Consider the following 14600-nt stretch of genomic DNA (forward strand, 5'->3'; position numbering starts at 1 on the left):
ATGGCCGCCCCCGCGGGCGCGGCCATGGACACCCCCACCACAGGCCAGCCGATGATGGCGAAGACCCAGAGACGAGCAGCACCCTCCGACAAGAGGGACGGCTCATCCGTCGATTCCGCCAAGATCACCCTGCGGACGAACTTCAACCCGCTGGCCTGCTTCTCTCCCGCCGTGCCCATCGTGAACGGGAAGGCCACGGTGCAGGTGAAGCTGCCCGACAGCCTCACCCGCTATCGCGTGATGGCGGTGGCCGCCAGCGGGGCTAACTCCTTCGGTTCCGGCGAGTCCACCATAACGGCACGCCTGCCTCTCATGGTCCGACCCTCCGCGCCGCGCTTCCTCAACTTCGGCGACCGCTTCTCGCTGCCGGTGGTGCTGCAGAACCAGACCGATCGGCCACAGATGGTGCAGGTGGCGGCACGGGCCAGCAACGTGACGATGACGGCGCCCGGCTTTGAGCTCACCGTGCCAGCGAACAATCGCGTCGAGGTCCGGTTCCCCGCCGCCACCGAACACGCCGGCACGGCGCGCTTCCAGATCGTGGCACGCTCGAGTGAAGGCAGCGACGCCGCCGAGCTGTCGCTTCCCGTGTACACGCCCGCCACCACCGAGGCCTTCGCCACCTACGGCACCCTCGACGGCACGGGCGCAACCGCGCAGCCCGTCAAGGCGCCTTCGAATGCGTTCCCCCAGTTCGGCGGCCTCGAGGTCGAGGTGTCGTCGACGGCATTGCAGGCCCTCACCGACGCGGTGCTCTATCTCATACGATACCCGTTCGAGTGCGCGGAGCAGGTCTCATCGCGGGTCATCGGTGTATGCGCCCTCAGAGACGTGCTCGCGGCCTTCAACAGCCCTGAGCTGCCGAGTGCGAAGGTGCTCGCGAAGACCGTAGCCAGCGACGTCGAGAAGCTCTGCAAGCTGCAGAACAACGATGGCGGATTTGCCTTCTGGCGACGCGGTGACACGTCGTGGCCCTTCGTCAGCGTGCACGTGGCGCACGCACTGGCTCGCGCGAAGTCGAAAGGGTATGCGGTTCCCCAGGCCACCATCGACGCCGCCCTCGCCTATCTGCGCGACATCGAGTCGCACATGCCCTCGTGGTACGGCGAAGACACCCGCAACGCCATCTCGGCCTACGCGCTCAACGTTCGCTGGCACCTTGGAGACCGTGACCGCGCAAAGGCCGCCCGTCTCGTGACGCGGGCCCTGCCCGGCGCTCGAGGGAACGCGCAGCCCAGGGAGACGCTCTCGGTGGAGGCGGCAGGATGGATCCTCCCCGTTCTGGTGAAGACCGCCCCTGACGGGAAGCTCGACGGCGCTTCCGCCGCCGAGAAGACCGCGCTCGAGCGCTACCTCACCAACCGGGTGACCGAGACCGCGGGTGCGGCCAGCTTCACCACGGGCTACGAAGACGGCCAGTACCTGCTGCTGGCTTCGAGCCGCCGCGCCGACGCGGTGGTGCTCGAAGCCCTGGTGGAGGTCGACCCCTCGAGCGACCTCATCGTAAAGATCGTGCGCGGCCTCATGGGGCATCGCAAGGCGGGGCACTGGAGCAACACGCAGGAGAACGTGTTCGTGCTGCTCGCGCTCGACCGCTACTTCAACGCGTTCGAGAAGCAGACACCGGACTTCGTGGCGCGCGTCTGGCTGGGCTCAGACTACGGGGGCGAGCACGCATTCAAGAAGCGGAGCACCGATCGGCTCTCGTTCGACATGCCGATGTCGACGTTGACACGCGGGGTCGGTGCCGACGGCACGAAGAACCTGATCATCGACAAGCAGGGCCCCGGACGTCTGTACTATCGCGTCGGCATGCGGTATGCCCCGCGTGACCTCGCTCTCAAGCCGCTCGAGGCCGGGTTCTCGGTGCAGCGTCGCTACGAGGCCGTCGACGATCCCGCCGATGTGAAGCGAGAAGCCGATGGCGCGTACACCGTACGCGCCGGCGCGCGCGTCCGGGTGCACGTATCGATGGTGGCGCCGTCGCGCCGCGTGCACGTTGCCCTGGTCGATCCCTGTCCGGCCGGATTCGAGGCACTCAACCCGGCGCTCGCCGTTCAAGGTGCGCTTCCGCAGACGGCAGGCAAGCCCGCGAACCCCTTCTGGTACTGGAGCCGACCCTGGTACGAGCACCAGAACCTGCGCGACGAGCGGGCCGAAGCCTTCGCAAGCCTCGTGTGGGAAGGGCTCTACGAGTACACCTGGTACGCCCGCGCCACCACGCCGGGCACCTTCGTGGTTCCCCCCCCCAAGGCCGAGGAGATGTACTCTCCCGAGGTCTTCGGGCGCGGCGCCACCGACCGCGTGGTGGTCAGATAGGATCCGAAGGCGGCGCATCGGCGACCGCTTCGGTTGCCGGCGCCGCCTCGGGGGGCACTTCCTCGGAAGACGCTGACGAGGCGGCAGCCGGCGCCGGCGTTGCCGGTCGGGAGAGATCGCAATAGATCTGCAGGCCGTGCTCGATGAGCACGCCCGCGATGCTGCACACCGGCACGGCCACGATCAGCCCGACGATACCCGCCAGCTCGGCGCCCACCAGCAGCGAGAGCAGAACGGTGGCGGGGCGCATCTCGAGGTTGGCTCCCATGACCAGCGGGATCACGACGTGCCCCTCGATCTGGTTGATGATCACGAAGAAGGTGATCATCAAGAGCCCGCCTCCGAATCCGTGCACCGCAAAGCTGTAGAGAACCCCTGGCACGGCGCCTACCACCGCGCCGAAATAGGGAATGACCTCGAGGATGCCCGCCAGAACGCCCACCACGAGGGCATACGGCATGCCGACCGCCACGAGAACCACCGTGACCGACACGGCAACGAAGCCGATGACCACGATCTGCCCCCGGAGATAGGCACGCAGCACCTCGAGGACATCGCCGACCACGGCAAGGGTCTCGTCTCGCGCGCCTGCGGGCACAAGGGCGATGGATCCGTCGCGAATGCGGTCCTTGTCGAGAAGAAGATAGATCGAGAGCACGAGGATGATCATGCCCTTGCCGATCCATCCCAGGCCAGAGATCAAGGCTGAGAACAAGACGCGCAGCGACGCGTTCGCCCACTCGTTCACGCTGGCCTGCGCCTTGTGCAGCTGCTCGACGGCCTGCGGGGGAACCCGCTCGATGTACTGATTCACCTGATCGATGTAGCCGTGCACTGCGCTCTGGATCTGCTGCGCGTTCTCCTGCATGGAGAGCAGCTGGCCGGCCAGGCGGGGAACGACGGTCACCCCCGCCAGCACGAGAACGGCAACGAAGGCGAGGTACACCACCACGATGCCCGCCCAGCGGGGCATTCGCTTCTGCAGTGCCACCACGAGGGGATCGAGGATGAACGCCACCAGCGCCGCAACCGCAAGCATGACGATGACCTGGTGGATGTGCTCGGCGACGAAGATGACGGCATACAGGGCCGCCACAACCCCCGCGCCGATGAGCACCCTCTTCCAGGGAAACGGCTCGCGCTCGATGATGACGCGCAACGGCTCCCCACCCGCAAGCCCGACCAATTTCCCGTGCCCTTCCTCGAGCGCCTCCGGACGCCTCTCACGCGCCTGTGCCGCCTCGGGCAGGCTCAAGACGACACCTCTTCGCTGGTGCGGGCCTCCATGGCGCGCTTGGCCTCGTCATCCTGACGCACGGCGGCCTCCTTCACCTCATCAGCCGAACGGCGTGGCATGCGCACCGTGAACGTGGTGCCCTTGCCGACCTCGCTCTCGAAGCCGATGGTGCCCCCGAAGGCGCCGGTGACGAGGCCATAGACGATGGAGGTTCCCAGGCCCGTGCCCTTGCCCTGCCACTTGGTGGTGAACATCTCCTTGAACAGCCGCTTCTTGTTTGCGTCGCTGATGCCGCAGCCGTTGTCGGCCACATCGATCACCACGTCTTCCCCCGCCCGCTTGATGCGCACCCAGATAGTGCCCTCCTTGCCCTCGTAGGCATCGATGGCATTGTTGATCAGGTTGGTGAAGATCTGGCTGAACTTGCCCGCATCGCCCACGAGCGTGAGGTCGCGATCGCGCTCCGGCTCGAGCTCGACGGTGACGTTGTTCTTGCGCAGCTCGTGCTGGAGCAGCACGCGGATGTCGTCGATGGTCTGCACGGTATCGAATGCGCGCACCTCGACATTGGCGAGATCACGCGTCTGGGCCTTGACGCTGCGAACGAAGCGCGCCGCCTTCTGGATGGCCGAGCTCGCGATGTCAAGAGACTGACGCATCTCCTTCACGATCTCCTTGTAATCGTCAAGTGTCACCTCTGGTGAGTCGAACGACTGGGTGAGCTCGTTGGCCAGCTCATCCATGCTCTTGAGCGAATTGGCCACAGCACCGATCGGCGTATTGATCTCGTGCGCAATGCCCGCGGTGAGCTGTCCGAGGAACGCCATCTTCTCAGACGCCACGAGGGTCTCCTTGCTCACCTGAAGATCGCGATAGGCCGAGAACAGCTCGCGCGTTCGCTCCGAGACCTCGCTCTCGAGGTTTCGTGAGTACTCCTCGATGCGGCGATACAGGCGCGAGTTCACGATGGCGATGGCGGTCTGCTTGGCCAGCAATGAGAAATATCCCATATCGGCTGCGGTCACCGGACTGGCACTCGAACGTCCGGCGATGATTCCGCCGACAAGCTCGTGCTGCGAGAGCACCGGAGTGATGACAAGCGACTTCACCGACAGCTTCTCGAGAATGAGGCGCACCTCGTTGTCGAGACCCTCATCAGACACCGAGAAGGCGCACGGCAGATCGGTCTCCGCGCTCTGCTCCTTGATGCGGCGCGACAAGGTCGCGCTCAGCGCGTCCTTGACACGGGAGTCGCAGCCCTGCCAGGTGCGACAGGTGAGCTCGCTCTCTCCATCAACAGGCAGGTAGAGCAGCGCGCGATCGAATCCCATCTCCTTCGTCAGCGAAGTGGCCACGACTCTCAGCATCTGCTCGAGGCTGAAGGTCGCATTGATGAGGTTGCCGATCTTCTGCATCATGTAGAGCCGGTCGAGCTCGCTGTGGAGCGTGTCCTCCATGCGAAGACGCTCACGGTCCATGGACACGATGCGCCGCGTCAGCTGATCCATGTCTTGATTCTGATCGTCGAGCGTCGGAGGATCGATGGGTGAAGGGGCCAGACTCATTTCGCGTCGCCTTCCGTGCGGGCTCGCGCACCGGCGATGCCGGTCGCGCAGTGCGACCGACCCGAAGCGCGGCGATTGCTTCTGCGCGAGGCAGCCAACCGGGGCTCAGGCCTCGCCGAACGTGAGAACCACGATGGCGTCGTTTCGCAGCGACGAAGGACGAGCCTCGCCCTGTGCGCCTCCAGGTGCGATCTCGCCATAGCCATACATGCCGATCATGGGGATGCCCTCACCGAGGACCTCTCGGACGGCGCGCATCTCTTGCGCCGCCTCACGACCCATGACCTTTTCGCGTGCGAAGGAGGAAATCACCAAGGCCCCACGCACCGAGGCCCCAGAGAGACGGTCTTTCGCCTCAGTGGCCGCCTCTCGGGCCGACGCCAGAACGCCGTCGCGCGTGCCCATCATCAACCGGACCTGGGTGCCTGTCTCGATCTCTCCATTGCAGACGAGATGGCCCTCATCGGTGATCTCGATGGGATACCGCACCAGCGGCTCATGCTCGCCGTCGACCGCGAAGCCGAGCGGGTACACACCTGCCATTGCAGCGACAGGCCCGCTCTGGGCCGCGAGCATGCCATCTGCCAGATAGTCCTTGTAGAGCGCGACGGCGGCCTCCCCATCGATCTCTTCGAGCACGGAGCCGCTGGCGCGCGTGACCACGCGAGGTCGGCTGATGGGGGTGAAGCCGTGGCGAGAACCTGCGCCGAAGCGCAACGCCCCCCCAAGGAGAAGGCCCACCACGCTGTCCTTGAGCAGATAGCTGAGGCAGTACTGGGTGGTCTCGCGAAACGCGAGACCATCACCCGCGGCGCCTCCGACAATGGGAAAGGCCTCTCCTACAACCTTCTGCGCGCCGCGCACCACCGCGGACAGGTTGCCCCGAGATCCCTCACAGAACGTCAGCAGAAGCGAACCCGGCCCGCTCCCGGAGCCGAGGCGCCCGTCGAGGGCCTGTTGCGCCATGGCGCGCCCCGCCTCTTCGGGATCGGAAGACATCTTGTCACCCGCACCGGGGCGCACCTCGAGGCCGTCAGCGTGGAGAAGGAGAACGGCCACGGCGTTGCCCTTCGGCCCATCGACCACCAGGCTGCCGGCATCGGTGCAGCCGAGAATGGGCGTAGGCCCCACCGCGGAGCGAACGCCCTCAAGAAGCTCTGGCTTCGCATAGTCGGGGCTCGAGAAGATCAGCGCAAGATCGGCTGACTCATTGTCGATCTGGTGGAGGGCAAGGGTGGCTGCCTCGTGTCCGGCCTCGAATGCGTCTTTTACGTTGCTCCAGCTAGCTCCCGCTTTGACGCTCACGTCAGCTCCGCGCGACCTCCCGGTCTTCGAGCAGATGCTCGACGGAGAGCGGCTCCGCCGAGTTCACAGCATTGCGACCCTGCTCCTTCGAGACGTAGAGGGCTTGATCAGCGGATTCGAGCATTCGCTCGATCATGCGGGTCAACTGGGCGCGCTTGAGATTGGCCCGCTCCGCGGGAAAGCTCTGCAGGGTTGCCACTCCGCACGAGAGGGTAACCTTCACATCCGGAGGGGTGCCTTCGTAGGTGGTCGCCTCGACCTTGCGGCGAAGCCGTTCGAGAACCTCGGTTGCAATCTTGCGATCGGTGTGGGGCAGCGCGATGACGAACTCGTCGCCACCGAAGCGACCAACGAAGTCGTGCGACCGAACGCTCGACCGGATGACGTTGCTCACCGAGCGCAGGACGATGTCACCGGCGATGTGACCGTAGGTGTCGTTGACGCTCTTGAACTTGTCGACGTCGATGATGCAGAGCGAGATGGGATACTCGTAGCGACAGGCCTCGTGAACCTCGTCTTCCATGCGCTTGAAGAAGAAGTTCTTCAGGAAGGTCTTCGTCAGATCGTCTTCGGTGGCCATGCCGAAGAGACGGCGGTTCTCGAGCGCCTGAGAGGCCTGCATCGCGAAGATCTTCAGGAGCTCGACGTCGTACGTTTCCTCTGACTTGCGATCGAAGTAGATGACGCCGAGCGACTTGTTGCCCACCCGCAGCGGCACGAAGGTACGCGTGCCGTCTTCGACCACCTGCTCCTGCCCGATGGCGTCGTGCAAACGCTTGAGCAGCTCTTGATCGACTTCGTCGAGACAATCGAAGCTCTCGAAGCGGCCCGTGCCCGCAACGATCTTGAGCTCTTCGTCGTTCGAGATGACCGCGAATGAATCGGGGGTCTTGCCCCCCTCTGGGGGCAGGTTGAGCGCCCCGGGAAGCGCCGCCACGAAGCTGTGATACCCCCCGAGCAGCCCCTCCATCTGCTCGAGCACCCCTTTCAGGAGCTCCTCGAGGGTCTGCAGGTTGTACATCTCGGGGATGGCGTCGAGGATGTGACGCAGGCCGCGCTTGCCCTTGCTGATCGTGGAGATCTGGCGATACGACTTGAGCGACGCGTCGACCCAGATGAGCAGTTTCTCAGGCCCCTCGCTCTTGTCGTGATAGCCCTGGATGTCGAGGGCGTGGAGCATCTGACGCGGGGGCTTCTCAGAGGCGTACCCCGTCTGCAACAAGATCTGGGTCTCCTTGTTGAAGGGGCGGATGCGGGTCACGACCTCTTCGCCGGTCATGCCGGGCATGAAGTAGTCGAGTATCAGGAGGTGGGGCTGCCAGTTGCGCACCTTCTCGATGCCATCAGGGCCGTTGTTCGCGGTCTGGATATCGTGCCCATCTTTTTCGAGGAGCAGGCGCGTCGATTCGAGAACCTCGTCGGTGTCATCGACGATGAGGATCTTGTGACCAGACGCCTTTGCTTTCTGAACCAGTCGAGCCATCGTGAAGCGGAATCCTCCCAATCAACCGGAAGCCACTGTTTCCAAAGATTGGCGATACGGGTAACAGACTCCTGCACACCCACCGAGACGGGCTCGACAGGTGTCAGCCAGCCGTCGCTCCGAGACGGAGCAGCAGCGCGCGTGCCGCATTTCCCGCGTCCGGCCTGGCCGGCGTGTAGACGAGACAGACCCACTCCCCCTCCACGTCGACGTCACAGACCTCGAAGCCGTGCCCCAGCAGCACCTCGTCAAGGCCCGCCACGGCATCGACCCGGAGACCGCTCACCACGAAGACCCCGTCTGCCGTGAGCATCTGCGCAACCTGGGGCGCAATCTCGCAGACCACGTGCGGGAGGAGGTTTGCCGCCACCAGCCCCACCCGCCCGACAAGTCGACGCGACCACCCCACGAAGCTGTCGGCGTGCGCCGCCGTGATGACCCCGTCGAGGCGGTTCAGGCTCGTGTTCTCGCGTGTCGATCGCAGCGCGGCTTCCTCGATGTCGAACGCCATCACGCGCCCAGCCCCAAGCCTGCCCATGGCAAGCGCGAGAAGGCCGCTGCCTGTACCCACATCTACCGCGTTGACGCCCGGGCGCAGGTGACGCTCGAGGGCGCGCATGCACAGCCGTGTCGTCTCGTGCGCACCGTTTCCGAAGGCACGCGTCGGCGCCAGTTCGACGATCACGTGGTGCGGCTCGGCGGGGAAGTCGTGACCCGGGTCCTTGATCACCAGGCGCTCCCCCAGGACGGTGGGCGCCAGCACGGGCATGGGCTCGTCGAAGCACCACCCGCTTCCCCCCGCATCGGCCACGGGAGACGCGAACTGCACCCGTCGCACGCTGACACGCCTCGCCCCGGGCTCGTCCCTCGGCAGCGCTCGAACAGCGCTGCGCACATCCCCCACGAGGGCATCGGCGTCGAGGTTCCAGAGCACGTGCCCGCGAAGCCGCACACGTGCCGATGCGGCCGGCAGCTCGTGCAGCGTCTCCAGGCCGCGCTCTCTGAGCAGCGTCTCGGCGCGCTCGCGCAGCGACGCAGGGACATCAACGGTGATCTCGTTCCAGAGCATGCAGGCCCTTTTTCGCGCCGGGTCGGACATGCCCTGCCCTGTGGATCCGTGCGACTGCCCTCCCCTCACGAAGCGCCCACGGCTCCTTGAAATTCTTTCGCGACGCAGGAGAGGATTCGGCGCGAGGTGTCGAAGCAACCCTCGCCCGGTCGCGAAACCCGCCTCCTGCTGTCGCGGTCTGACAGAGCGAGCATCGAAGACCGCGTCACCAGGGCACGAGCGCTGGGCGCGCACAGTGCCCGGACCGAGCAGAGGAGCGTGCGACCGCACATGAGCATCGAAGACCACAGACCCGACAGGTCCCCGCAACCCCTGCCGCCCATCGCATGCCTGAGCCAGCGCGTGCGCAAGTTTGCCACAGCCATGGTTGGTCTCGCGCTGATGCTCCACCTCAGCGCGGCGTTGGCCGCACCCGCCAGCAAGAAGGCGCCCCCGAAGAAGCCCGCACCGGCCACAGGGAAGAGCAGCGGCGCGCTCGGCGGTGGAACGACCCCGAAGCCCGCCCCGAAGCCCACGCCCCAGGTCGTGGCGCTGGGCGCCGCGTTCACCTCGGCTGACCTCGACCGCGTCTTCGTGGGCAACCAGGCCGGTGTGCTGAAGATCTACGACAAGGACAAGAAGACGGTGCTGTTCGTCAAGGACGCCAACGGCACCGACATGCGCGGCGTCGACGGCACCCAGTGGGCGCCGATCGCCGACAAGCACCGCACCGCCATCTTCACCGCCCTGGGCATCGGCGACGCAGAGGCTGTGGCCGTGGCCCGCAAGATCATCGACGTCTTCCCCTCCATCAAGAACGGTCGCAGCGCAGTGGCCGTGCTCGGCGTGCTCGGCTCGCTCTCCGGAGAGCGCCTCCCGGCCGCCGAGGGCGTCGGTATCCGCCGCTTCCTGAGCGGCCTTCTCGAGAGCCAGAAGAAAGACGTGTCCATGCGGCGCCAGACGGTGCTTGCGCTTGCGCTGTGCGCCGAGACCGACGCCGACACCGTGAACGCCGTGGTGCGGTTCATGGGCGACAGCCACAACGCCTGGGAGACCTTCACCACCCGCCAGTTCTTCGAGTACCACAAGGACCGCATCCGCAGCCTGCCGGAGGCCGTCGACATCCGGCAGCGCATCGAAGCCTCGGGCAACCCGTACGCAGCCGATATCGCCAAGCTGCTGAACTAGTGAACTGCGCCCGCCGACCTCGCCACACCCCCGGAGCAGCGCGCCTGTGAGCGCCCCGCCCCTGCCCCTCAGCCTCACGTCTCTCGAGATGTTTCGTCTCGACATCGAGCGACAGATGCGTCACGAGCTGGAGAGCATCTACAGCGAGCGCATCGCCGACTTCACGCGAGCCGCCACCGCCCTCGACGAGTTCGAGGACGCCGAGAACCCTCCGCGAGAACGTCAGTTCTTCCTGGCCGAAGGCATACGCCTGAGCGCGGGCGTGGCCCCCCGCCTGTACGCGCTGGCCGATACCGCGTTGCGCCACCTCGGTATCGATCGACCGGTCGAGTTCTACATCTACCGCACCGACCGGCCTGACGCGTTCTGCTCGTACGACAGGGAACGAGCGATATTCAGCGTCTGCGTGGCGCCGGAATACATCAACATGCTCGAGGAGCTCGAGCTTCTCGACCTCCTCGGACACGAGATCGGGCACGCCGTGCTCGACCACGTGCAGAACAAGTTCCTCATGGCGGAAGACCTCTATCTCGACATCGAGGACTGGGAGGCGAGCATGCGCCACAGCGTCCTCGGCAAGCACGAGAAGCGCCAGCTGCAGAAGGCGCGTGACACCCTCGCCATGCTCGACCATTCGTTCCTGGCACGATGCCGCAGGCTCGCCCGCCTTCAGGAGCTCTCGGCCGATCGCATCGGGCTGCTCTGCAGCCGCGACCTCGGCGCCACGCTGGTCAGCCACATGAAGGAGCTCACCGGAGGCCTTTCGAGCAAGTTCATCTGCTACGACGCCAGCGCGATCATCAATCAGCTCGACGAGCTCGACGCGCTCGATCGACACGCCATCGATCTCTTCGACGGGACCCACCCCATCACGGCGGTTCGCATGAAGAGCCTGATGATCTTCGAGCAGTCGGAGACCTACGCCCGAGCCATCGGGCGGGCGTCATTCGCCCATCCCGGACACGAAGCCGACGCCATGGTCGACGACCTGCTGCGCAGAACGGAACGATTCCCTTCGAAGCCGAGTGACCGAACCCTCATCTCAGCCGTCACCGCGGGGGCGCTGCTGATTCTCGAGCCCGCCGGGACCGACGGCCTGCACGCAGCGTTTGAGAGCGGCCTCTACAGCCTGCTGGAGTACAGCGAGATCCCATCAGACTGGGTCGTCATCGACCCGCGCGGTGCGTCAGACCTTGCGCGGGAGTCGTGTGCGTCGCTGGTGGCCACCATGCCCGAGTCGGAGCGAGAGGACGCCCTGCGCATGGCCCTCCAGCTCGCGCACAAGGCGGGCAAGCCGTCTCCCCGCTCGCGGGGGCGCGTGCATCAGATGGCCACATACCTCTCTCTCCCCTCGCGCGCCGCAGACAAAGCGCTGCAGGAGGCGCACCGCCCGCCCGGAACAGACCGACGCAACGGTCGCCGTCACCGCTTCTCCCGCCGAGGCCGCCGCTGATCGGCACCCCGCGGGTCCCACGGGGAATGACACGGGTGTGAAGCGAAGAAGAAGCCAGTGAGCGAGCTGAAACCGGGAACCGTTCTCAAGAGCCGGTACGAGGTCGACAAGAGCCTGGCCGAAGGTGGCATGAGCCGCGTCTACCTCGGGCATCCGCTGATGGGCGCGGCCCTCGTCGTCATCAAGGAGCTTCGTGATCCAGGCAGCGACGCGGAGCGTGCCGAAGATCTCAAGCTGTTCGAGTCAGAGTACACCATCCTGCGAATGCTCGATCACCCCAGCCTGCCCCTCGTCATTGACTTCTTCGAGGATGGCGGACGGCACTATCTGGTCGAGGAGTACGTTCCCGGCGAGACGCTGCAAGACCGCCTGGAGGCGAAGGGGCGCTTCCCACCACTCGAGGCGGCGCAGCTCACCCTCTCGCTCCTCGAGGTCTTCGACTATCTGCACAAGCGGCGCATCGTCTACCGTGATCTGAAGCCCTCCAACGTCCTCCTGGCAAGAGACGGCAGGGTGCGGCTCATCGATTTCGGCGCCGCGCGAATCTGGCGCGAGGGGGCCCTTCGAGACACCATTCCGCTGGGAACACCGGGCTTTGCGCCACCAGAGCAGTATGGCAAGAAGCAGACCGATGAGCGGTCTGACATCTACAGCGTGGGCGCCATGCTCCACTTCATGCTCACGGGCGATGACCCCCAGCAGCGGGGGCCGTGGAACTTCGCGTCCCCACACACCCTCGATCCCACCGTTCCCGAGCCGCTCGCACACGTCGCCATGCGAGCCCTCGACCTCGATCCGGCCAAGCGCTTCCCCACCGCAATGGCCATGTACGACGCCATCGCGCAGCTGCACCTCAACCGGGGGGGCGATGCCCCCCTGCGGCTCGTCAACCTTCGGCGGCGCCTGCGTTTCACGCGCCCGCAGGACTACTACCGCGTGCTCGAGACCCTGGGCATGGGGCTCTTCGGCGCGGTCTTCTTCGCAGTCTCGGTCCCGGCGTGGTTCGCCAACGTGCCGCTTCCACATCCGCTGGTAGGTCTGGGGGTCACCGCCTATGCCGTCATCCACCCCTACACGAGCTGGAAGCGGCTGCGCGATCTCACCGTCGAGATCTATGCCGAAGGCCTGCGCATCGAAACCCCGGACCAGCGAGTCGATCTGCTGTACTGCGACATCGTGAAGCTGGAGGTGCACGCGCAGGGCTCCAAGACCAGTACCGGTGCCGACATCTACACCCGCAGCGAGCAGCACCATCTTGATGGGGTATGGCCTGGCTTCACCGAGGTCGTGAACATCATCATCGAAGAATCACAGCTCACCGAGAACAAGCTGGGCCTTCCCTGGCTGGGTCAGTTCGTCGAGTTCCCGGACAGAACCTACGAGCGCACCGTGTGAGCCGCGCTGACCTCAGGCCAGCTGCCGCCGGACCAGGTCATGAAACGGACCGCGCGCAGCCATGAGCGCATCGAACCCTCCGGACTCAACCACACGTCCATTCCCCAGAACGAAGATCTGGTCGGCGTCTCGCACGGTGCTCAGGCGGTGCGCGATGACGATGCGCGTCGCATCAAGGCTGCGCAGCGCCTCTGACACACGGGCCTGGGCGTAGCTGTCGAGGGCGCTGGTCGCTTCGTCAAACAGCAGCAGCCGCGGCCTCGCCGCCACTGCGCGGGCGATGAGCAGACGCTGCCGCTGCCCGCCGCTCAGGTTGCCCGCCCCCTCGCTGATGACGGTGCTCATGCCCATGGGCATGGCCCTGATCTCGTCGGCGATTCCGGCGATCTCGGCCGCCCGCCACGCGTCATCGAGGGTCAGCGCCCGCGCCCCCACGATGTTTCGAAAGATGTCGCCCGACATGAGCCTGCCGTTCTGCAGCACGACACCGATCTGGGCCCGCACAGCCTGCACGTCGAGCAGATGGAGCGATTCCCCATCGAGGAACACCGACCCGGAGCGAGGGCTCTCGAAGCCCAGCAGCAGTCGGAAGAGCGTGCTCTTTCCCGCGCCAGAGGGGCCGACGATGGCCACCATCTCACCGGGACGCGCTCGCAGGCTCACGTCATCGAGAATCAGCGGCCCCTCGACCGGCTCGTCTGCGGCACCCGCTGCGGACGTGGGGTAGCGGAACGTGACATGGCTCAGCTCAACGTCTCCCTTGAGATCGATGGCGCGGGCGTGGGCCCGATCGACCTCAGGCAGCGCGTCGAGGATGGGGCGTGAGCGCTCATACGCGGGCAGCGCCGCAATGACCGACGCCATGGCGCCGTTCATCGACAGGAACGCGGCGAGAAACGAGCCGAAGGCGCTGGTGAAGGCCAGGAACTCCCCCGTGGTGAGGCGCTGCGGGGAGAGCGCCACCGTGGCGTACACCACGATGCTCGTGGCGATGCCGAAGAACCCGTCGAACGCGGCCAGTGCGGTGCCGATGCGGCGCGCATCGAAGATCAGCCCGTTCTTGCGTGCGAACTGACGCGCCCAAACGCCGAAGGCACGCTCTTCCACCCCTGCGACACGAATCTTTGCAATGCCGCTCAAGAGCTGCGCCAGCAGACCGCCCAGCCGCCCCCCGACATCGCTGATCTGGCGCTGGCGACGCATCTGCGTGCGCAGCGAGAGCAGCAGCACCGCCATCTGGACGGCGAGCAGGCCCAGCGCAATGAGCGCCAGCCTTACATCGTAGACGAACAGCAGGCAGAGATTCGAGATCGACATGATCAGTCCGAGCGTCGAGGTCACCACCGCCCCCGTCACGGCGCGCCTGAGCGTCGAGACCCCCATGGCTCGGTTCACGAGCTCACCGGCGCTGTACTGGCGGAAGAAGCCCGCGGGCAGGTTCAGCAGGCGATCCCAGATCGCGGCTTGCAAGGGGGCTTCCGACCGTTGCTCGACGCGACTGATGGCCACCGACTGAACCAGCGAGAACATCGCCATCGAGACGCTGGTGAGAAACAGACCGATGGCAAGCTCGATGAGCAGCGACCGGTCGGCATCGGGAATGACCG

General features: G+C 65.8%; 10 protein-coding genes. 4 read left to right on the forward strand and 6 right to left on the reverse strand.

From position 1 onward, the window contains the following. Complete coding sequence (locus EB084_08280) at window positions 1–2319, forward strand: hypothetical protein (GenBank protein NDD28245.1); 2319 nt, start codon at window positions 1–3, stop codon at window positions 2317–2319. Here the strand turns inward: EB084_08280 and EB084_08285 are convergent. The 5 genes from EB084_08285 to EB084_08305 all read right to left on the reverse strand — a co-directional run bounded on the left by EB084_08285 (window position 2312) and on the right by EB084_08305 (window position 8978). After that, a complete protein-coding gene (locus EB084_08285) occupies window positions 2312–3574 on the reverse strand; it encodes an AI-2E family transporter (GenBank protein ID NDD28246.1) in 1263 nt (420 codons plus the stop codon). The two genes, EB084_08280 and EB084_08285, sit on opposite strands and share 8 nt — an antisense overlap. After that, on the reverse strand, window positions 3571–5121 hold the full coding sequence (locus EB084_08290) for a GAF domain-containing protein (protein NDD28247.1): 1551 nt from the start codon (window positions 5119–5121) through the stop codon (window positions 3571–3573). Before EB084_08290 ends, EB084_08285 begins: the two co-directional genes overlap by 4 nt. Window positions 5122–5226: 105 nt before the next feature. Then, the gene (locus EB084_08295) at window positions 5227–6426 is read right to left on the reverse strand and encodes a hypothetical protein (GenBank protein NDD28248.1); all 1200 of its coding nucleotides are present in this window, start codon (window positions 6424–6426) and stop codon (window positions 5227–5229) included. A 1-nt stretch (window position 6427) separates the two neighbouring features. After that, complete coding sequence (locus EB084_08300; GenBank protein ID NDD28249.1) at window positions 6428–7909, reverse strand: diguanylate cyclase; 1482 nt, start codon at window positions 7907–7909, stop codon at window positions 6428–6430. Between the two features lie 103 nt (window positions 7910–8012). Next, the gene (locus EB084_08305) at window positions 8013–8978 is read right to left on the reverse strand and encodes a hypothetical protein (GenBank protein NDD28250.1); all 966 of its coding nucleotides are present in this window, start codon (window positions 8976–8978) and stop codon (window positions 8013–8015) included. 126 nt (window positions 8979–9104) lie between these two features. On the opposite strand from EB084_08305, the gene EB084_08310 reads away from it, so the two are divergent. Genes EB084_08310 through EB084_08320 form a run of 3 tightly spaced genes read left to right on the forward strand, consistent with a single transcriptional unit; the run spans window position 9105 to window position 12993 of the window. Continuing rightward, the gene (locus tag EB084_08310) at window positions 9105–10145 is read left to right on the forward strand and encodes a hypothetical protein (protein NDD28251.1); all 1041 of its coding nucleotides are present in this window, start codon (window positions 9105–9107) and stop codon (window positions 10143–10145) included. 46 nt (window positions 10146–10191) lie between these two features. Next, window positions 10192–11598 carry a hypothetical protein gene (locus tag EB084_08315; protein NDD28252.1) on the forward strand — a complete coding sequence of 469 codons (1407 nt, stop codon included), beginning with the start codon at window positions 10192–10194 and terminating at the stop codon, window positions 11596–11598. Between the two features lie 57 nt (window positions 11599–11655). Beyond that, on the forward strand, window positions 11656–12993 hold the full coding sequence (locus EB084_08320; GenBank protein ID NDD28253.1) for a serine/threonine protein kinase: 1338 nt from the start codon (window positions 11656–11658) through the stop codon (window positions 12991–12993). 12 nt (window positions 12994–13005) lie between these two features. Here the strand turns inward: EB084_08320 and EB084_08325 are convergent. After that, window positions 13006–14600 (reverse strand): ATP-binding cassette domain-containing protein (locus EB084_08325; protein NDD28254.1); only part of this gene is annotated, 1595 nt, incomplete at its 5' end.

The sequence above is a fragment of the Pseudomonadota bacterium genome (genome assembly GCA_010028905.1).
Classification (GTDB): domain Bacteria; phylum Vulcanimicrobiota; class Xenobia; order RGZZ01; family RGZZ01; genus RGZZ01.